This is a genomic window from Rhodoglobus sp., from assembly GCF_053580035.1.
Window position 1 is genome coordinate 1,027,977 of record NZ_JBMDVL010000001.1, and the last position, 19,137, is coordinate 1,047,113.

15 protein-coding genes are annotated in these 19,137 nt (G+C 59.6%); 5 read left to right on the top strand and 10 right to left on the bottom strand.

Translation table 11 applies throughout. From position 1 onward, the window contains the following. Positions 1–56: 56 nt before the first annotated feature. Positions 57–812 (top strand): potassium channel family protein, encoded by a 756-nt coding sequence (locus ACOH1Z_RS05095; protein ID WP_449647381.1) that lies wholly within the window; start codon positions 57–59, stop codon positions 810–812. A 48-nt stretch (positions 813–860) separates the two neighbouring features. On the opposite strand, the gene ACOH1Z_RS05100 is transcribed toward ACOH1Z_RS05095, so the two are convergent. Then, positions 861–2,075 carry an NADP-dependent isocitrate dehydrogenase gene (locus ACOH1Z_RS05100; protein ID WP_197106378.1) on the bottom strand — a complete coding sequence of 405 codons (1,215 nt, stop codon included), beginning with the start codon at positions 2,073–2,075 and terminating at the stop codon, positions 861–863. A 105-nt stretch (positions 2,076–2,180) separates the two neighbouring features. Between ACOH1Z_RS05100 and ACOH1Z_RS05105 the strand changes: the two genes are divergently transcribed. Together ACOH1Z_RS05105 and ACOH1Z_RS05110 are read left to right on the top strand one after the other, a co-directional pair. Next, positions 2,181–2,633 carry a GNAT family N-acetyltransferase gene (locus ACOH1Z_RS05105; RefSeq protein ID WP_449647382.1) on the top strand — a complete coding sequence of 151 codons (453 nt, stop codon included), beginning with the start codon at positions 2,181–2,183 and terminating at the stop codon, positions 2,631–2,633. Between the two features lie 80 nt (positions 2,634–2,713). Next, positions 2,714–3,025 carry an MGMT family protein gene (locus tag ACOH1Z_RS05110; protein ID WP_449647383.1) on the top strand — a complete coding sequence of 104 codons (312 nt, stop codon included), beginning with the start codon at positions 2,714–2,716 and terminating at the stop codon, positions 3,023–3,025. Positions 3,026–3,077: 52 nt separating this feature from the next. On the opposite strand, the gene ACOH1Z_RS05115 is transcribed toward ACOH1Z_RS05110, so the two are convergent. From ACOH1Z_RS05115 to ACOH1Z_RS05145, 7 genes are all read right to left on the bottom strand, one after another. Continuing rightward, a complete protein-coding gene (locus ACOH1Z_RS05115; RefSeq protein WP_449647384.1) occupies positions 3,078–4,883 on the bottom strand; it encodes an ABC transporter ATP-binding protein in 1,806 nt (601 codons plus the stop codon). After that, positions 4,880–6,586: an ABC transporter ATP-binding protein gene (locus ACOH1Z_RS05120; RefSeq protein WP_449648199.1), complete on the bottom strand. Its 1,707-nt coding sequence runs from the start codon at positions 6,584–6,586 to the stop codon at positions 4,880–4,882. Before ACOH1Z_RS05120 ends, ACOH1Z_RS05115 begins: the two co-directional genes overlap by 4 nt. 272 nt (positions 6,587–6,858) lie before the next feature. Beyond that, positions 6,859–8,058 carry a dimethylargininase gene (gene ddaH / locus ACOH1Z_RS05125; protein ID WP_449647385.1) on the bottom strand — a complete coding sequence of 400 codons (1,200 nt, stop codon included), beginning with the start codon at positions 8,056–8,058 and terminating at the stop codon, positions 6,859–6,861. Positions 8,059–8,115: 57 nt separating this feature from the next. Next, positions 8,116–9,717 (bottom strand): bifunctional phosphoribosylaminoimidazolecarboxamide formyltransferase/IMP cyclohydrolase, encoded by a 1,602-nt coding sequence (gene purH, locus ACOH1Z_RS05130; RefSeq protein ID WP_449647386.1) that lies wholly within the window; start codon positions 9,715–9,717, stop codon positions 8,116–8,118. 5 nt (positions 9,718–9,722) lie between these two features. After that, complete coding sequence (purN, locus tag ACOH1Z_RS05135) at positions 9,723–10,307, bottom strand: phosphoribosylglycinamide formyltransferase (protein ID WP_449647387.1); 585 nt, start codon at positions 10,305–10,307, stop codon at positions 9,723–9,725. Between the two features lie 9 nt (positions 10,308–10,316). Then, complete coding sequence (locus ACOH1Z_RS05140) at positions 10,317–11,531, bottom strand: cell division protein PerM (RefSeq protein ID WP_449647388.1); 1,215 nt, start codon at positions 11,529–11,531, stop codon at positions 10,317–10,319. 216 nt (positions 11,532–11,747) lie between these two features. Continuing rightward, a complete protein-coding gene (locus tag ACOH1Z_RS05145; protein ID WP_449647389.1) occupies positions 11,748–15,347 on the bottom strand; it encodes a S8 family serine peptidase in 3,600 nt (1,199 codons plus the stop codon). A 253-nt stretch (positions 15,348–15,600) separates the two neighbouring features. On the opposite strand from ACOH1Z_RS05145, the gene ACOH1Z_RS05150 reads away from it, so the two are divergent. After that, positions 15,601–16,194, top strand: coding sequence for an SRPBCC family protein (locus tag ACOH1Z_RS05150; RefSeq protein WP_449647390.1), 594 nt, complete (start codon positions 15,601–15,603; stop codon positions 16,192–16,194). 5 nt (positions 16,195–16,199) lie between these two features. Next, a complete protein-coding gene (locus tag ACOH1Z_RS05155) occupies positions 16,200–16,865 on the top strand; it encodes a DUF4166 domain-containing protein (RefSeq protein WP_449648200.1) in 666 nt (221 codons plus the stop codon). Between the two features lie 99 nt (positions 16,866–16,964). On the opposite strand, the gene sucD is transcribed toward ACOH1Z_RS05155, so the two are convergent. Next, complete coding sequence (sucD, locus tag ACOH1Z_RS05160) at positions 16,965–17,852, bottom strand: succinate--CoA ligase subunit alpha (RefSeq protein WP_449647391.1); 888 nt, start codon at positions 17,850–17,852, stop codon at positions 16,965–16,967. Between the two features lie 10 nt (positions 17,853–17,862). Then, complete coding sequence (sucC, locus tag ACOH1Z_RS05165; RefSeq protein WP_449648201.1) at positions 17,863–19,032, bottom strand: ADP-forming succinate--CoA ligase subunit beta; 1,170 nt, start codon at positions 19,030–19,032, stop codon at positions 17,863–17,865. Positions 19,033–19,137 lie beyond the last annotated feature (105 nt).

The following is a 19,137-nucleotide window of genomic DNA, read 5'->3' on the forward strand; positions in this document are numbered from 1 at the left end:
CTGCCCAGACAGGCGCCGTGCCGCGCCGCGGAACCTCGTTCGTTAGGCTCGAACCCATGACTCAACGGCGCTGGCAACACATCATGGATATCCCTCTGACCATTGCCGCAGCAATTTTTTTGATCGCGTATGCGTGGGAAGTGATCGCAAACCTCAGCGGTACAGCGATGCTGATTGCCGAAGTGATCATCGCAATTACCTGGGTGGTGTTTGTCGCGGACTACGTGGTGAATCTAGTACTCGCCGAACGCCGCTGGAATTGGTTCTCCCACCACCTGTTCGATTTCGCCGTGGTTGTGCTTCCCATGCTGCGCCCTCTACGCCTCCTGCGATTGGTCACCCTGTTGAATGTTTTGCAGCGGAGAGCAGGGAGCGCCGTTCGCGGCAGCGTTCTCACCTATGCTGTCGGCTCATCCCTGCTGCTGGTCTTCGTCGCAGGACTCGCAATTCTTGATACCGAACGCAGTGCCGCGAGCTCTCAAATCGCGAACCTTGGCGATGGAATCTGGTGGGCCTTTGTCACCATCACCACAGTCGGCTATGGCGACATTTATCCCGCGACGACCCTCGGGCGGGTGATCGCCGCCGGCGTCATGATCGCCGGAATCGCTCTGCTGGGTGTTGTTACGGCAACTCTCGCCTCCTGGATCGTGGAGCGGGTTGCTGCTCAAGACGAGCTTTCTCATGTCGCCACTCGACGCGAAGTGACCGAACTCACCGAGCAAGTTACCGAACTCAAACATGTACTCATGGCTCACGCCGCCGAGATGGCCGACGCTGGCGGAACGCACAAGAAAGGCTCGGAAGCCTAAGCTTCCGAGCCCTTCACGTTGTCGCCGGCGCTACGCCAAGCGCAGTACCTAGGCCAAACGTGCTGCCAAGTTCTTGTCGAGCGTGTCGAGGAACTCTTCGGTGGTTTCCCACTTCTGGTCCGGTCCGACGAGCAGTGCGAGGTCCTTGGTCATGTGACCGCCCTCTACCGACTTGATGACAACGTCTTCCAGGGTCGAAGCGAACTCGATGAGCTCCTGGTTGTTGTCGAGCACACCGCGGTGAGCCAGTCCACGGGTCCACGCGTAGATCGAAGCGATCGGGTTCGTGGAGGTGGGCTTGCCCTGCTGGTGCTGGCGGTAATGACGAGTCACTGTTCCGTGAGCTGCCTCTGCTTCAACAACCTTTCCGTCTGGCGTAGCCAGAACGGACGTCATGAGGCCGAGCGAGCCGAAGCCTTGAGCTACGGTGTCGGACTGTACGTCGCCGTCATAGTTCTTGCAGGCCCAGACGTAGCCGCCCTCCCACTTCATGGCCGAAGCGACCATGTCGTCGATGAGGCGGTGCTCATAGGTGAGGCCGGCAGCTTCGAACTTGTCCTTGAACTCGGTCTGGAAGATCTCCTCGAAGATGTCCTTGAAGCGACCGTCGTAGGCCTTGAGGATCGTGTTCTTCGTCGAGAGGTACACGGGGTAGTTGCGCGTGAGGCCGTAGTTGAGGCTGGCACGAGCGAAGTCAACGATCGAGTCATCGAGGTTGTACTGAACCTGAGCGATTCCATCGCCCGGGGAGTCGTAGACCTCAAACTTCATGGGCTCTGAACCATCTTCGGGAGCGAACTCGACGGTCAGCTTTCCCTTGCCCTTGAAGCGGAAGTCAGTGGCACGGTACTGGTCGCCGAAGGCGTGACGGCCGATGATGATCGGCTTGTTCCAGCCCGGAACGAGACGCGGGATGTTCGAGATGATGATGGGCTCGCGGAAGATAACGCCACCAAGGATGTTGCGGATGGTGCCGTTAGGGCTGCGCCACATCTTCTTGAGGCCGAATTCTTCAACGCGGGCTTCGTCGGGGGTAATGGTTGCGCACTTGACGCCAACACCATGCTTTTGGATGGCGTGAGCCGCATCAATGGTGATCTGGTCGTCGGTGGCGTCGCGGCTTTCAATGCCGAGGTCGTAGTACTCGAGGTTGACGTCAACGTAGGGATGGATCAGGGTTTCCTTGATCCGGTGCCAAATAATGCGCGTCATTTCGTCGCCGTCGAGTTCAACGACGGTGCCTTCTACCTTGATCTTGGACAAGCTTTGCTCCTTAGTTAGTGGCCTCTACCAGCTTACTCTTTTTCTTAAGTATCTCGACATCGAGATACCTTGGCGCATCTGTCTACCGCGGGTTAGCCTGTATCTATGGGTGAGCTACGACTTGAAGAATTATCGGCAAACACCATTGTTGCCGCCAACAATCTCTCGCTACGTCGCGGTCAAGAGCAATTCGTCACGCCGCCCTCGTACGCGATTGCGGATGCTTTCATCGATCCGCTGACGTCGTGGCCCCGAGTCGTTCTTGACGGAGACAAGGTCGTTGGGTTCATTCGCGGCAACTTCGACCCCAACGCTTCGCAAGAAGAATTTCGCAGCTGCATCTGGCGGGTTAGCGTCTCCGGTGATGCTCAGGGCGAAGGCGTTGGCCGGTTTGCGGTGAAGGCTCTCGCCGAAGAGGCTCGCAGTCGTGGCTTCGATCGAGTCACGGCAATTTGGGAAGAGGGCGATGACGGCCCCGAAAAGTTCTTCCTCAAGGTCGGCTTTACGGTCGTTGGAGAAACCCAATATGGCGAAAAGCTGGGCGAGTACACCCTCTAGACCCCTCGTAGTGCCCGCGTAGTGCTTTCGCGGACGTGGCACCGCATAGTCGGCAGCGCCCAACATCAGGAAGCGATCTCGTGAACACCCTCAACGACGACTTCGTGAGCCGTGTGCTTGCGGTAGTCGAGGCAATTCCTGAGGGTCGCGTGATGACCTATGGCGATGTTGCGGCGACAATCGGCTCCCGCGCGGCGCGCGGCGTTGGCACCGTGATGGCCCGCTACGGTTCAAACGTGGCGTGGTGGCGCGTGATTCGTTCGGGCGGGCATCCGCTGATCGCTCATGAGGACCGCGCGCTCGAACACTATGAGTCCGAATCAACACCGCTCAGCTGGATGCCAGACGGCAGCTATCGCATTGACCTGCGGCTGGCACGCTTCCGGCCCTAGCCGCCGCCCTCCCCTCTGGGGTGCGGCGACTAGGGCTCACTGCGAAAGCGCTCTACACGAGCGAGTCACGCCAGGCCGCGTGCAACTGCGCGAAGCGCCCAGTTCCGGAGATCAGATCCTGTGGAGTGCCATCTTCGACGATGCGGCCGTGCTCCATGACGAGAACACGGTCAGCGATCGCCACCGTCGAGAGGCGGTGGGCGATGATGATGGCCGTGCGATCGGAGAGCAGCGTCTGGAGGCCAGCCTGCACGAGACGTTCACTCGGAATATCAAGTGAAGCCGTTGCCTCATCCAGAATCAACACCACCGGGTCAGCAATGAACGCTCGCGCGAACGACAACAGTTGTCGTTGCCCGGCGCTCACTCGCCCACCACGCTTATTCACGTCAGTTTCATAACCGTTGGGTAGCGCTTCGATGAACTCGTGAGCACCAACCGCTTTAGCGGCCTTGATGATCTCTTCTCGAGTGGCATCGGGCTTGCCGAGGGCAATATTGTCTGCGACGTTTCCCGAGAACAGATACGCCTCTTGCGTGACCATCACGATCGCGCGGCGCAGATCTTTGGGGTGCAGCTTGCGCAGATCAACACCGTCGAGAGAAACGGTGCCCTCGCTGGGGTCGTAGAAACGTGAAATCAGCTTGGCAAGGGTCGACTTTCCGGCACCAGTGGTTCCCACCATGGCCACCGTTTGACCGGCGGGCAGCTCAAGATCGAACTTGGGCAGAATCACCTTGTCGGAGTTATAGGCAAACTCAACACCGTCGAACTTCACGGTTCCGCTTGCCTTGCGCAAATCAATCGGAGTCGTGGGGTCAGCAACGCTCGGCTGCTCTTCAAGAACACCAGAGATCTTTTCGAGCGCGGCCGCGGCCGACTGGTACGAGTTGTAGAACATCGCCATCTCTTGGGCCGGGGCAAAGAATTGCCGGGCATAGAGCAACGCCCCAAGCAGGGCACCAATCGCGAGCTCACCCGTCGAGACGCGCAAGCCACCGATCAGCAGGATCATCGCCAGAGCAACGTTTCCGATGAGAACCAGACCCGGATCGAAAATTCCGAACAGTTGGATGACGCGGGCATTGGCATCCCGATAGTTCTCCACCAACCCACCGAAGTGTTCCCGGTTGCGCTCCTCCTTGCGGAAGGCCTTCACCGCACGAATGCCCGTCATCGTCTCGACAAACTGCACGATGAGTTTGGCTGAGGCCGTACGGGTTTCGCGGAAGTGCAATTGCGAACGCAACTGGAACCAGCGGGTGAGGAAGGCGAGCGGGATGAGCGCGCAGAACAACACCACACCACTCACCCAGTCGAGGGAGAACATCGCAATCGCAATGAACACCATGTACAGCGCACCCTGCACGAGCTGATTGATTCCCGAATCGAGCAGTTCGCGAATCGCATCGAGGTCGCTCGTCTGTCGCGCAATGATGCGCCCAGAGGTGTAGCTTTCGTGAAACTCAAGGCTCAATCGCTGAGTGTGCAGGAACACTCGCTTGCGCAGGTCGAAAAGGATCGCTTGGCTCACGCGTGCACTCAACACGGTGTACCAGGCGATCATCGTCGCGCCGGCGATACCCGTTATCAAGTAAGCCGCAACGGTGAGAACCAGCGGCACGCTGTTGCCATTGATGAGCGCCGGAAGGGCACGGTCAATACCGAAAGCGATGAGCGCCGGGCCAGCTACCTGCGCTGCCGTGCTGACGACGACAACAGCCATCGTCAGAATAACGCGGGCGCGCAGCGGCGAGATCAACGATCCGAGTAGTCGAAGTGAGCGCTGCCGAATCTGGCGGCTCTCGTCTTTCGTGTAGTCGTTGCGCTCTTCTCCAGAGGTACCGAGAACACTCATGAGCGCACCTCCTGCTCTTCCTCTTCAAGACTGGATATGACGTACCGATAGTGACTGCTGGTCGCCAGCAGGTCTGAGTGTTTTCCGACCGCGGTGACTTTGCCGTCTTCGAGAAGAGCGACGCGGTCGGCGAGCATGACGGTTGACGGCCGGTGGGCAACAATGAGTCCGGTTGTTGAGCTCAATACGCGGCGGAGTGCCGCTTCGACGAGCGCTTCGGTATCGACGTCGAGTGCCGATAGCGGATCGTCGAGCACAAGCACTGCTGGTTGCGCGGCCACAGCTCTGGCCAGTGCGAGGCGTTGACGTTGACCTCCCGAGAGACTCAGCCCTTCCTCGCCGACCAGCGTGTCTAGCCCTGCTGGCAGGTTGTAGACGAAGTCTGCCTGCGCAATGTCGAGTGCAGACCGCAATTCTTCTTCTGTCGAGTCAGGGCGGCCCATCAGTACGTTTTCTCGCACACTCGATGAGAAGAGTGTTGCGTCTTCGAAAGCCATCGCTAGGTGGCGGCGAAGCTCAACGAGGGTGAGGTTTCGGATGTCGACTCCGTCGATGGTAATTGCGCCCTCGGTGACATCGTAGAGACGAGTGGTCAACGCCGTAATGGTCGACTTGCCTGAACCAGTGAGCCCAACGAGGGCCATCGTCTCCCCCGGTTCGATACGGAGATTGATTCCGTTGATGAGGTCGGGAACGTTCGCTGGCGAATCGGGGTACCGGAAGTGCACGTTCGTGAATTCGAGCAATCCCGTGCTCTCCGTGATCGTTTCGGGATTCTCGGGGTCGGTGATGGGATTCTCCGAGTCCATCACTTCGAAGAAGCGGTCGGCAGCCGTGCGAGTATCGAAGGTCATTGACAGCAGGAAGCCGATCGACTCCACAGGAAAACGCAAGACGGTCGCTGTGGCAAAGAAAGCGACCAAGTCGCCGGCAGAGATGTTGCCCTGCACGACAAGCCACACGCCGCCAAGCAAACCAAGCGCAAACATCACGTCGGGAACAAGAAGCAACCACAGCCAGATTCCCGCGATCGCGCGCGCCTTTTCAATCTCGGTGCCCCGCAGACTCTCGGCCTGCGCCGAGAAACCAGTCAGCGCGTGATTGCCCCGCCCAAAGGCCTTCAATACACGGATGCCGTGCACTGACTCCTCCACAGCGGTAGCCAAGTCACCGGTTTGGTCTTGACTACGGCGAGCCACGATCGAGTACTTCTTTTCGAAGACGTAGCCGTAAATCCACAGCGGAATTGACGTGACAATGAAGATCACGCCAAGCACCCACGAAATGTTGACGAGGAAGATAAGCCCGACGATGATCGTGAGCACGTTAACCACGAGCAGCACGAGTCCGAACGAAAGCCACCGACGGATGAGGTTGAGATCGCTCACAGCGCGCGACAGCAGCTGTCCACTCGGCCACCGGTCGTGGAAGCTCACCGGCAGATGCTGCAGCGTCATGTAGAGAGTGTTGCGCATTCGGGCTTCAACGTGCGTTCCCGGCGTAAGCACGAAGAATCGACGCAGGGCGATCATGATCGCTTCGACAATTCCCAGCCCCAAGACAATGAGGAACGCGGGCCAAATCTGCGAAGAGTCCCCCGATTGCAGCGGACCGTCAACGAGCGAACGCAACACCTGGGGAATGAGCAACGCGACAATGCCCGCAGCAAGAGCAGCACTCATCCCCAAATAAATGTGCGGCATCGCCGGTTTGACATAGGGGTAAAGTCGGCGGATTGCCGCAAAGGTGCCGACGCCTTGTGAGCGCTCGGGCTTGACTGACTGTTGTGACACCGTGGTTCCTTGACGAGAAGGGATCGCCGCGCAGGGCGATCATGATTACTGCGGGTCGCGTCGGTTGCGACCGTGAACCGCTGCGATTGTCGGGGTCGACGCTAAGCAGACAGCTTTTTAGGATATGCCTGCCGCAGCGTATTCACAATCGTCAAACCACGATTTTCTGAAATTGGCTCAAATCAGCGAATGCGCACCGACAGGCACGTGACGCAGCCTTCCATTTTCTCAAACTCAGAAACGTCAACCGTGACAACGCGGTACCCGAGACTTTCGATGAGTGCCGCAGTCTTGGGTGCTGACGACGACATGAGCACAGCATCATCCGACAGCACAACAACAGCGGCACCTTCAGCTTCGGGAACTGCCAAGAAGCGATCGTAAAGGTCAACATTGTCGACCAGGGCGGGGAAACCGATCACCGTTCCATCAGGCAGAGCAGTGACACCACTCTTCAGATGAAGAACCTTCTCCACGGGAACAGCGATCACCGTGTAGCCAAGAGGAGTAACAAGAGCACGAAGCTGACGGATGCCCTCAGCATTCGTTCGCCCACCGCGACCGACGTACACGGTAGATCCGACCTTGAGCACGTCACCACCATCGAGCGTGCCAGGCGAAGTGATCTCGTGCAGTTCGAGAGGCAAAGCGGAAACGCTTGCCCGCACTGCGTCAATCTCGGCCTGACGGCTTTCAGCGCCGGGGCTTGTGAGCACTGCGACATCTCCGAAGATCACCACAGTGTCTTCAATGAAGACAGAATCGGCGAGCTCATCGGCAGCGGCTACCTCGATTGTCTCGAAACCGTTGGCCCGAAGAGCCTCAACATAGCCCTCCCACTGGGTGTCAGCGAGGTCAGCATCGACCGGAACCCGGTCAAGGTGCGTCAGTTCGCCCTCGGCCATGCGCGAAGACGGTGCGCGAACCAGAGCGATCAACTGAGTCGGCTGAACGGCAGTCACAGTGAAGGCGTTCCAGACCCGGCGGCCCACCGTGATCGCGGCAATGATAGTGACGACAACGAAGATCAGGTTCGTGCCGATCAACGTCGCGAGAATGAACGTAAATGCTTCAGCATTCAGTTCTGCTCCCGTCGCAATGATGCCGAGGGCAGTGCCAGCAACCGCCGAGACGACACCAAGCACGAGGCCAACAACGGCTGCCGTGAACCAATAACGGTGAATCGCCAAGGCTGAAACAAGCGAATACAACACGAAAAGCACCAGTGCCATCGGCAAGAAGTACTCAGCAATAGCTGGCAGATTCGTTGCCGATGCCCCATTCGCCGTGAAGAACGCCAAACCTGTTGCCAAGTAGACGGTGCCAGCGACGGCAATTCCTGAAACAAAAGCTGCGCCGAAGCGCCGACCAACACTAATCATGGTCCCCAACATATCGGTGAAATTATATGGATTTGCCCTACGCGAAGTTCGCCCCGCTTAGTGGAAGAAGTGACGCTCACCCGTGAAGTACATCGTGACGCCAGCTTCGATCGCAGCAGCAATCACTTCTTCGTCCCGAATCGATCCGCCCGGCTGAACAACCGCACGAACACCAGCATCAAGAAGCAACTGCAAACCGTCGGCAAAAGGGAAGAACGCGTCACTCGCCGCAACCGAACCCTTGGCACGATCACCGGCACGCGAAATTGCCAACTGGCACGAGTCAACCCGGTTAACCTGGCCCATACCCACACCAACGGATGCTCCGCCATCAGCCAACAAAATCGCGTTCGATTTCACAGCACGCACCGCTCGCCACGCAAACTCAAGATCGGCGATGGTCGCGGCATCAGCGGGGTCGCCTGCCGCAAGCGTCCACGTCGAAGGCGCAGCGAAGTGGTTATCGAGTTCTTGCACAAGCATTCCGCCCGAAATCTGGCGAAGCTCACTGCCCTCACGCGCATAACCCTCAGGCAATTGCAGCAAGCGCAGATTCTTCTTCGCCTGCAAGATCTCTAACGCTTCAGGTTCGAAACCAGGAGCAACAACAACCTCGGTGAAAATCGGCGAAATCGATTCTGCGGCCGCCTTCGTGATGATGCCATTTGCGGCAATAACTCCGCCATAGGCCGAGATGGGGTCGCAGGCGTGCGCCAAAACGTGAGCTTCTGCGATGGTCGCCGCAGTGGCGATTCCACACGGGTTAGCGTGCTTGATGACCGCGACGGCGGGAGTCTCGTGGTCGTAGGCGGCGCGCAGAGCGGCGTCGGCATCCACGTAGTTGTTGTATGACATTTCTTTGCCACCAAGCTGGGTAGCCTGGGCGATTCCGCTGGAGCGAGCAATGCCATAGAGGCCCGCCTGCTGGTGCGAATTTTCGCCGTAGCGCAGTACCGCGAGCTGGTCGGCAGCAACATCGATGTGCGTCGGGAAGGTAGGGGCGGATGCCGCGGCATCCGATTCGCCGAGCAGTGCGCCGGTCAGGAACCACTGCGAAACGGCGGTGTCATAGGCAGCAGTGTGGGCGAAGGCCTGCGATGCGAGTGCATATCGCTGTGCAAAAGTCGTGCCGTCGCCAGCAGCGGCCGCAATGATTTCGTTGTAACTGTCTGGGCTCGTGACGATGGCAACATTGGCGTGGTTTTTGGCCGAGGCACGCACCATGGCAGGGCCGCCGATGTCGATCTGCTCGACAATGTCGGCGGGAGCGGCCCCCGAGGCGACGGTCTCGACGAAGGGGTACAGGTTCACGACGACGAGGTCGAATGCCTTGATGCCGAGTTCTTCGAGTTGAGCTTCGTGCGACTCAAGTCGGAGGTCAGCAAGGATGCCGGCATGCACGGCAGGGTGCAGGGTTTTTACGCGGCCATCGAGCGACTCGGGAAATCCGGTGACACTCGAGACCTCGGTGACTTCGTGGCCAGCAGCGGCGATCGTCTTGGCGGTCGACCCGGTCGAGACCAGCTCTACGCCGGCGGCTGCGAGCGCACCAGCAAGCTCAAGGAGCCCTGACTTGTCGCTCACCGAAATGAGGGCACGTCGGATCGGAACGATGTCTCGTTCGCGGAAATCGGCTGGGTTGTGGCTTGGGCCGCTCATAGGATTCAGAGTTCCTTTAGGTTGATGCGATTGTGAGCAATGTCTTCGATCGTCTGCACGAGGAGGCGGCGCTCGACCGGCTTAATCCGCGCGTGCAGGTGCTCTTCGGTGTCTCCCGGTTCGATTGCTACGCGCTCTTGCACGATGATCGGACCGCTATCGACACCGTTGTCGACCTTGATAACGCTGGCACCAGTCTGAGTAGCCCCGGCAGTGAGAGCATCCCGAACCGCATGAGCGCCAGGGAACTCGGGCAGATAGGCCGGGTGCGTGTTGATGATGTTTGGCGACAGCGCCTCGACAACGCGCGGCGGAAGCAGCTTCATGAAACCGCTCAGCACCACAAGGTCGGCATTCCACAATTGGATCTGCTCGAGCAGTTCATCGCCCCACTCTTCGCGACTAGCGAAGCTCGACATGGGCACGGTAAAGGTGGGGATGCCGTAATGCTCGGCATGATCGAGACCGTCGGCTGCGCGGTCGGCGCCCACCGCGAGGACGCGGGCGGGAAAATCGGCGCTTTCGGCCGCTTCGAGCAGGGCTGCGAGGTTAGACCCGCCCCCTGAGATCAAGACAACGAGTGTGAGCACAGACCCAGCCTAGCGTTGCGTGAAGCCGTCATCTGCCCGCTCCGGGCGAGCAGAAGTCAACAATCCGAGACCGGCAGCCACCGAGAACTCCACGAAGGCCCACGCCGAGACGATCCACGGCTGAGGGCCGACCTCGATGAGTCGCCCCGGCCCGGCAGAACCTGCCGAAGCCCACACGAGTAGCCCGATGATCGTCGCGGCTGTTGCCCCGATACCGAGCGCAACAATCGCCAGCTCGCGTCGACGAAGTTCGCCAGCGATGCGGGGGCCGAGAACAGCTGCCACCAAGAAACCGACGACGACGGGAGCGAGCAGCCCTACGTAACCAAAGGAGAAATCTCCCGTAGGTAATGCGCCGAACACCGGGATTGCCGGAATCGGCCCCAGAGCAGTCGCCAGTGGCGAGACGGTTGAGCCTGCGCCGATCGCGAAGCCGGGACCTACGAGCCATGACGTAGCCCAAAGCACAATGTTGGGTAGCAGCGCGATTTGCCCCAGAGTCACCGCAACTCCACCAAGCACTTCGGTATGCAGGGCTTCATACAGACTGATGATTTCGGCATACGACGTGATGATCGCCAGCATGGTCGCGATGGAGGCAAGAGTCAGTAGCCCGGCCGCTGCGATCGCCCCACCTCGCAGCGAAGTAGCCAACACGGTGCGAACAGTTATGGGCCAGCCAAGAACCCAACGGCGTAAGGGGCCGACGGCGCGGCTCTTAGTAGTAACGACCTGGCTGCCGATGAAGAGTCCAACCGCGAACACCAGTGTTGGCAGCAGCGTGCCCTGCCAGAGCGAAGGATTGGCAACGGGATGCTGCGCCGAGAGGGTGACCACGAGCGACGCAAGCCCAAACGTGACGAGGGACGAAAGAGTGCCGAGTAGTGCGTGCGAGGTCTCCGCAACGCGGCGACCGGCACGAACTCCCAAAAGTACGGTGAGCAGCGAAAAACCTAACAACGCCATCGTGATTGTGACGGGGGTACTAGCTTCGGCGAAACCCAGCGATTGCGACACTGTCGGGTCCAAGACCACTGTGATATCGACTCCGTGGCCAACCAGCCAGATGTCGACGGCTCCACGCCAGAACACAGTCCAGTCGATTGAAAGACCGTAGTGGATGCCCCACAGGAGCGTCAGCGGAACCAGCGGTATCGCAATACCAATGGCGGCCACCAAGAGCGCCTCAAAGGCGGCGAAAAGGAGTGTGAGCTGGCGATTCATGTCGAACGTGAGCGTACCCGCACTCTCCGCGGCCGTGGTTGCGGCCTACCGCAAATACGCGATCTGTCAGGGAGCAATTGTCTCGCCCCACTGACGACTAAGGGCAGCTCGCGGCTGGCAACCAGACTCACGACTCGGAACGGCTCGCACAACCAACAACGGCCAGCCGCCTGTGGGGACGGCTAGCCGTTGTTGTAGTGCGTGAGGTGTGTGCGCCTAGAAGACGATCCACACCCAATCGTTGCGACTCGTCGAGCCAGTCACATTGTCACCGGCTGGCATAAAGTCGGCCTTCACTTGGTGCAGCCCGCGATCGAGTTTCGGTAGCTTCACCGTCACCTTTCCGTTGTCGGCTTCCCCCAGCGTGACAGTGTCGACCTTCTTGCCGTCAACAGTGATCTTGACGGTTCCAGTGGGAGCCGCCTCCTCACCTGTTGCTACTCGGATGCTCGCACTGACCGTGTTCCACGAGAATGCGATGTGACGGCTCACCGACAGGCTAACGCTCGAGCTGTAATTGATCATCACAGCTTCAGAGGTCGCACTGGCACTCGGCACATCCTTCTTGCTCGTGGTGACAACGACAGTGATCGCCTTGCCCTCATCCGCTTTCGTGACCGTGTACTTGCGCTTGTCAGCACCAGCAATTGCGGTACCGTCTGCCTGCCACTGGTAGCTGAACTTCAGTCCGTCAACATCCCACTCGCCCGGATTCGCGGTGAGCTTTTTGCCAACGATGGGCTTGCCGGTGATCGACGGCAGCACGGTGTTTACCGGAGTACCGGGAACAACATCCTCTTGAGTAACTACCTCAAGTGCTGTCACCGCACCGGTGTCGCCGTAGCTGATGAGACCGAGGTAGCTCGTGAAGGGCGCGAGGCCTTCCCACGATGCCGTGTACGTCGCCGGTTCACCCTGCACGCCCGAGAGCACTGCCGGGGTCAATCCGAGTGGCGCACCAGCTCCAGGGACCACCGCGAAGGTCCGGACGTCGAACGCTGTCGATGGGTTCGCGGCATAGACCGAAGCGATCACCAGGTAGTTTCCCGGGGTCGGATCAGCAAGGTTCACTCGCTCATCCGCATCGCCTGTGGCCGACTGCCAGCCCGCGATCGGTGTTCCCGCATCGTTGAGCAGGTACACGATTAGGTCGAGGTCGGCCGTGTCATCGATGGAGTCGAGATCGAAGCGCGCATAGGTCGTACCCTCCGGCACGATCATTGTGTACTCGAACTCATCACCGCTGGAACCCGAACCCGAGTGCTCGGTTTCGACTCCCGTTGGGTCTTCATAGAAGACTCCAGCAGTCAGCCCGGTCGAGGTCAGCGGGATGTCGCCGGTTCCACCAGGAGTGACGGTGATGTCAACGGCGCCGTACGTTCCGGTTCCGCTAGCTGACGACGGTGCCTCGATCGTGACGGGGCGCACTGCGATGGGGCTGTGCGCGACTGTGTCGCCGCTGGTCCACGTAAGCGAGCCAGTGGTGAACTGGTCGAGCGGAGCATCCGTTCGGCTGAATGTCACTTCGTAGCTCTGAGTTTCACCGGCAGCACCGAAGGTCAGTGTTGATGGTGAGACGGTTGCGTCGATTCCCGGTACTGAGATTGATGCTTCGAAGGTGCCCGCCTGAGTGGAGGTCACGGTACGAGTAATCGTCTCTGGTGCCGTCAATGAACCGATACCAATCGATGCCAGGTTGAGATTGCTGGGATCAATCGCGACGACCGAGGGGTCGAGCACGTCGTAGCCGGCGCCCTCGATGTAGGACAGCCAATCGCCGATTCCGTTCAGGTAGAGCAGGCCAGGTTCAAAGAACTTGGTCGGATCAATGTGGCCAGCGCCCTGAGTGAACGGATCGGTGACGGGGTTGCCGTCCCCATCAACCGTGTCGTAGGCGGTAGTCATGAACGCTGACTTGATTTCCGCTGGTGTCGCGTTGGGACGCTCGCCGAGGTAGAGCGCGGCGAGACCGGCCACATGGGGTGATGACATCGACGTACCAGACAGGAGCTGGAAGGTCGGTTCTGCACCTTCAGCATTAGCACCGGCGGCGAGGATTCCCACGCCGGGTGCCGAGATGTCTGGCTTGACGATGTCGCTGCCGTCAGCCTCGACCGGTCCGCGTGACGAGAAGCCAGCGACCTGTGGTGTCGGCGGCTGGTACGCCGTTTCGTTGCCCGGCGTGAAGGTTGCCGTTGCACCCTCAGTTGCCGCATAGGCGATCACTTGATCGTGGTAGCGAGCATCCAAGTGCACTGTGGGGATCACGTGGGTGTCGAGATCTGTCGAGCTCGGCGTGACGTTTACCAGGATCGCGCCAATACCGCCGGCGCGTGCAACCTCTGCTGACTTATCGACGCGGGCAATTACGCCGCGTTCGCAGACTACGATTTTTCCGGTGACGAGCGCCGGGTCGAGGGTGTCTGGCATGCAGAGATTGGGATCAACCGCACCGGCGAGAGCGACAGCCGCCGCATTGACGAGTTCACCCGTCAACGGTTCAGCTGCAGGGTCGAGGTCGACCGTGATGGAGGCACCCGCAAATTCTTGGCCATCGCCGAGGGTGACGGTGGCTTCGTAGTTGGGGATGGTGCTGGCAGCAACCGTGGTGATCCACGGCGCTGCGTTGTCGAGTGTTGAGGCGCCTGGGCCGTCGTTGCCTGCAGAAGCAGCAACAAAGACACCGGCAGCGGCAGCACCCAAGAATGCTTGGTCGGTCGGCGATACGGTGCTGCTGGCAGCTCCTCCACCGATTGAGTAGTTGATCACGTCAACGCCATCGGCAACAGCCTGGTCAATTGCGGCCAGTAGGTCAGTGGATGCACAACCGTCGTCGGTCGTTGCGACCGGGTCTGGTCCGCTCCAGCAAACTTTGTAGGCGGCGATTTTGGCTGCCGGAGCGACGCCGGAGAAGTATCCAAGCGCGTTTCCGCCAACGGTGGCGTCAACTTCGAGGTTTCCTGCTGCGGTGCTCGCCGTGTGGGATCCGTGGCCATCTCCGTCTCGAGGAGACACGTATTCTCCAACGCTGGCGTCACCGAGGTTGCCCGCGCCGAAACCATCGACGAAGTAACGCGCGCTGATTACTTTTGTGGTGCAGTCATCGGCGGTGAATTGTTCGCCTTCGATGCACGCTCCGACAAAGGTTTGGCCATCGGCCTTCGCAAAGACGGTTGCGTCACCGTCGCGGTAGGGCGCCGCCCCCGGTGAGGTTCCGAGCGGGTCGCCAGCGAACGCGGGGTTCTCAGGGGCGAAGCCGGTGTCGAGAACACCAACAACGATGCCTTCTCCCGCAGTTTCTGCGCCGCCGATGGATGCCCACAGCCCGTCGGCGCCTTCCAGCCCGAGGAATTCAGTGGAGCGCTGCGCTGCCGTGATCTTCTTGAGTTCATCGGGCACGATCGAGGCTACAAGCTTGTTTGATGAGAGCTCGACAGCCTGAGCGGCTGTGAGGTCTGCAGCGAAGCCGTTAGTGGCAAGCGTGTAGGAGTATTCGATGTCGGCACCGACTGAGGCTGCGACATCGTCCTGTGTCTCTTGCAAGTATTCGGTGTAGTCCTGCACGACTTGTCGGCGGGGATTGAGCTGCTCACCGTCGGGTGGAGTTGTCGCGTCAAAACCGCGAACCCCGCCGTCGTAGGTTGCTGCAGCCTGATCCACCATGGTGACGATGTAACGTCCGGGGGTGAATTCAGTTTGGCCGCCGCCACCAATGGATGCTGGTGCAGCTGTGGCGCCGAGTGCGGCGCCCGTAACCAGGGAAGTGGCGACGAGTGTTGTCGCGGCCACCGCCGATATGACTCTTCGAATGCTCACGAATGTTCCTATTCTTCGCTGAATGGGACTACTAATTTGGTCATGCGTTGTCGGCGGTCGGGCACTCGCCAATTGCCACTATAGGGGCGGTCTACCCCTTTATAGGGGGCCCCTGTTACCCCATCGTTATCAAAACGTGACACATTGTCCACTCTTTGGGGGACGAGGAACGAGTCGTCTCTGGTAATTGAGGCGAAAGAATGCTGTCGCAGAAAACCGCCATCATCCATCGAGGATGACTCATAATGGGATTATGAAGTCCGCGCCGATTTACGTTGAAATCGATATCGCCGCAGACATCGACACCGTCTGGCAACTCACCCAAGACACCGACGCTCATGCTCGCTGGGATTTGCGCTTCAGCCGCATCGCCCCTACCGAAACGCTGGATAGTGATGGCTACCGTTTTCGCTACGAACGCCGGATGCCCTTCCATACGATCGTGGGCGCGGGCACCACACGAGGTGAGATCACCAGACCAGACGGCACGCGCACCTCCGCTCTGAAATTCACCACCACGGATCGCCTCTCGCCGCTTGGCGACGGCCGCGGATACTGGCGCTATGTGCCCATCCCCGGCGGCACGCGCTTCATCACAGGCTACGACTACCAACCGGCCTGGGGCAGCTTTTTCGACCGCATCCTCATCAGGCCCGTCGTTGGCTGGCTCACCGCGTGGAGCTTCGACAGCCTGCGCCTGTGGGCCGAAAGCGACATCGAACCGCACTCACCCTTTGCCTTCTGGAAGCCCGGTCGTCCACAGGCTCGGCACTGTCGCCGCAGCCCACGACGCGGTCACGCCATGGATGATGCCCCCGCGACCCTCAACACTTTGGAGACACCGTGACTTCGATGTTCGCAACCGTTCTTGGCGATGACTTTGATCGGCTGCACCCGATGCTCCAGAAGCGCTTTGGAGTCGGACTTGAGGCGAGCTACGGGGTTGTGGGCACGGGCACCATGTCGAGCATCCGTCGTGGACCGTGGTGGACGGTTCCGTTCTTGTGGATCGGGTGGTTTCGCAACATCCTGACGCCAGATATCGGCGACAACGTTGCCTTTCGCATCGAGAACTATCCCTACCGTGACCCGTTTGGCCGCGAAACTGTCACTTTCGTGCGCGAGTACTCGGTGCGGAGGAAGCCAACGCGTTTCGACGCGACAATGGTCCTCAACACCGCCGGCGACCGCATAGTTGACTACTTGGGCACGCATCAACACTTGGCCGTCGATCTCGACCTTGCTGTCACTGAAAATGGTTCCCTGCATTTGAGGTCGGATGCCCAACGCTTCTATGAGGGCCCGTTCGCGTTCCGCTTTCCCATGCTCTTCAGCGGTCGCGCCGACCTGACGGAGTCATTCGACGATGAGACTAACGAGTTCGTGATCTCTCTCGAAGTGCGCAACCGCCTGTGGGGGTTCCTCTTCGGCTACTCGGGTCGCTTCACGTGCGAGTTTCCGGAGGCCGCTGACGCCCCGCAGCGGCTCAAGCCCGTGAGGCACGAACACCGCGAGTAGCGCCAAAAACGACAAGCGCCGCTCGTCACGAAGACGAGCGGCGCTTGATCGTAGCGAAGAGTGCTTGCTACAGCTTCTGAAATCTACAGCTTCTGAAATCTACAGAGTTTCGAGAATTTCGCGCATGAGCTTGGCAGCTTCAGACGGCGTCTTGCCGACCTTCACACCGGCAGCTTCAAGAGCTTCTTGCTTTGCCTGAGCGGTTCCGGCTGAGCCAGAAACGATCGCACCGGCGTGGCCCATGGTCTTACCTTCGGGGGCTGTGAAGCCAGCAACGTAGCCGACTACGGGCTTCGTGACGTGAGCCTTGATGTACTCAGCGGCACGCTCTTCAGCGTCTCCACCGATCTCACCAATCATGACGATGGCCTTGGTCTCGGGGTCAGCCTCGAACGCTTCAAGAGCGTCGATGTGCGTGGTGCCGATGATGGGGTCGCCACCGATACCGATTGCGGTCGAGAATCCGAGATCACGGAGTTCGTACATCATTTGGTACGTGAGCGTTCCCGACTTGGAGACGAGACCGATCGGGCCCTTGCCGGTGATGTTCGCTGGCGTGATGCCGACGAGTGCTTCACCTGGTGTGATGATTCCGGGGCAGTTCGGACCAATGATGCGGGTCTTGTTGCCCTTCTCCTGCGCGTACGCCCAGAACTCGGCCGAGTCACCGACGGGAACACCCTCGGTGATGATGACGAGCAGTGGGATCTCAGCGTCGATAGCTTCGACAACGGCATCTTTGGTGAAGGCCGGAGGAACAAAAGCGATCGAAACATCCGCTCCCGTCTTCTCCATTGCTTCAGCAACAGTGCCGAATACGGGCAGCTCAACGTCACCATGAACGACTGTGGTGCCAGCCTTGCGGGCGTTGACACCGCCAACGACCTGGGTGCCAGCGGCGAGCATGAGAGCGGTGTGCTTGGTGCCCTCACCGCCGGTGATGCCCTGGACGATGACTTTGGAATCCTTGTTGAGGAAAATTGACATGCTCGGTTCCTTACTTCGCGGCGTTGGCGAGTTCGGCAGCCTTGGCGGCGCCCTCGTCCATAGAGGCGGCTAGTGTCACGAGGGGGTGGTTCGCTTCAGCGAGAATGGCGCGACCTTCCTCGACCTTGTTTCCGTCGAGACGGACAACGAGAGGCTTGTTTGCTGAGCTGCCGAGTTCTGCGAGCGCGCCCACGATTCCCTTAGCAACAGCGTCACAGGCGGTGATTCCACCGAAGACGTTGACGAACACGCTCTTGACCTGAGGGTCGTTGAGGATAACGTCGAGCCCGGCAGCCATAACTTCTGCGGATGCTCCGCCACCGATGTCGAGGAAGTTGGCTGGCTTCACATTTCCGTGGTTTTCGCCAGCGTAGGCAACAACATCCAGCGTCGACATGACGAGGCCGGCACCGTTACCGATGACACCAACTTCACCATCGAGCTTGACGTAGTTGAGGCCGTTAGCCTTCGCCTTCGCCTCGAGGGGGTTGGCTGCCGCTGCATCTTCGAGCGATGCGTGCTTGGGGTGACGGAAGTCAGCGTTCTCGTCGAGCGATACCTTGCCGTCGAGAGCAACGATGTCGCCGTCTTCGGTGATGACGAGGGGGTTGACCTCAACGAGAGTTGCGTCTTCGCCCTTGTACACGTCGTAGAGCTTCACGAAGACAGGGGCGACCTTGTCAACGAGCTCGGCCGGGAAGTTCGCAGCCTTCGCGATTTCGGTGGCCTTAGCGAGGTCAATGCCCGTGAGCGGGTTGATCTCGATCTTGGCGAGAGCTTCTGGACGCTCAACAGCAAGAACCTCAATCTCCACACCGCCCTCTACGCTGCACAGCGAAAGGTACGAGCGGTTTGCTCGGTCGAGCAGCACAGAGAAGTAGAACTCCTGCGCGATGCGGGCGCCAGCGGCAACCATGACTCGCTTGACCGTGTGGCCGTTGATGTCGAGACCAAGGATCTGCTCGGCTGCAGCGAAAGCATCATCAGCGTTGTGAACAACCTTGACACCACCTGCTTTGCCGCGACCGCCGGTCTTGACTTGAGCCTTGACGACAACGGTTCCACCGATTTTTTCGGCTGCTGCTTTGGCTTCTTCTGGGGTGTCGGCAATCAGGCCGGCAAGTACTGGTACGCCATAGGACTCAAATACGTCTCTGGCCTGGTACTCAAATAGATCCACGCTGCTCATTCCAATCCGCGCGTAATGGTGAGTGGGGAAGGCGGCGAATCGGTGCCAAATTGGTCGGCTCCATGAGTCGCACGCCAATGGAAAAGCTTACCGTGC

What these genes read in the sequence shown, in the direction of transcription:
- ACOH1Z_RS05095 (WP_449647381.1), top strand. Translation starts at nt 57, where the DNA reads ATGACTCAACGGCGCTGGCAACACATCATGGATATCCCTCTGACCATT.
- ACOH1Z_RS05105 (WP_449647382.1), top strand. Translation starts at nt 2,181, where the DNA reads ATGGGTGAGCTACGACTTGAAGAATTATCGGCAAACACCATTGTTGCC.
- ACOH1Z_RS05115 (WP_449647384.1), bottom strand. Translation starts at nt 4,883, where the DNA reads ATGAGTGTTCTCGGTACCTCTGGAGAAGAGCGCAACGACTACACGAAA.
- ACOH1Z_RS05120 (WP_449648199.1), bottom strand. Translation starts at nt 6,586, where the DNA reads ATGCCGCACATTTATTTGGGGATGAGTGCTGCTCTTGCTGCGGGCATT.
- ddaH (WP_449647385.1), bottom strand. Translation starts at nt 8,058, where the DNA reads ATGATTAGTGTTGGTCGGCGCTTCGGCGCAGCTTTTGTTTCAGGAATT.
- purH (WP_449647386.1), bottom strand. Translation starts at nt 9,717, where the DNA reads ATGAGCGGCCCAAGCCACAACCCAGCCGATTTCCGCGAACGAGACATC.
- ACOH1Z_RS05140 (WP_449647388.1), bottom strand. Translation starts at nt 11,531, where the DNA reads ATGAATCGCCAGCTCACACTCCTTTTCGCCGCCTTTGAGGCGCTCTTG.
- ACOH1Z_RS05150 (WP_449647390.1), top strand. Translation starts at nt 15,601, where the DNA reads ATGAAGTCCGCGCCGATTTACGTTGAAATCGATATCGCCGCAGACATC.
- ACOH1Z_RS05155 (WP_449648200.1), top strand. Translation starts at nt 16,200, where the DNA reads ATGTTCGCAACCGTTCTTGGCGATGACTTTGATCGGCTGCACCCGATG.
- sucD (WP_449647391.1), bottom strand. Translation starts at nt 17,852, where the DNA reads ATGTCAATTTTCCTCAACAAGGATTCCAAAGTCATCGTCCAGGGCATC.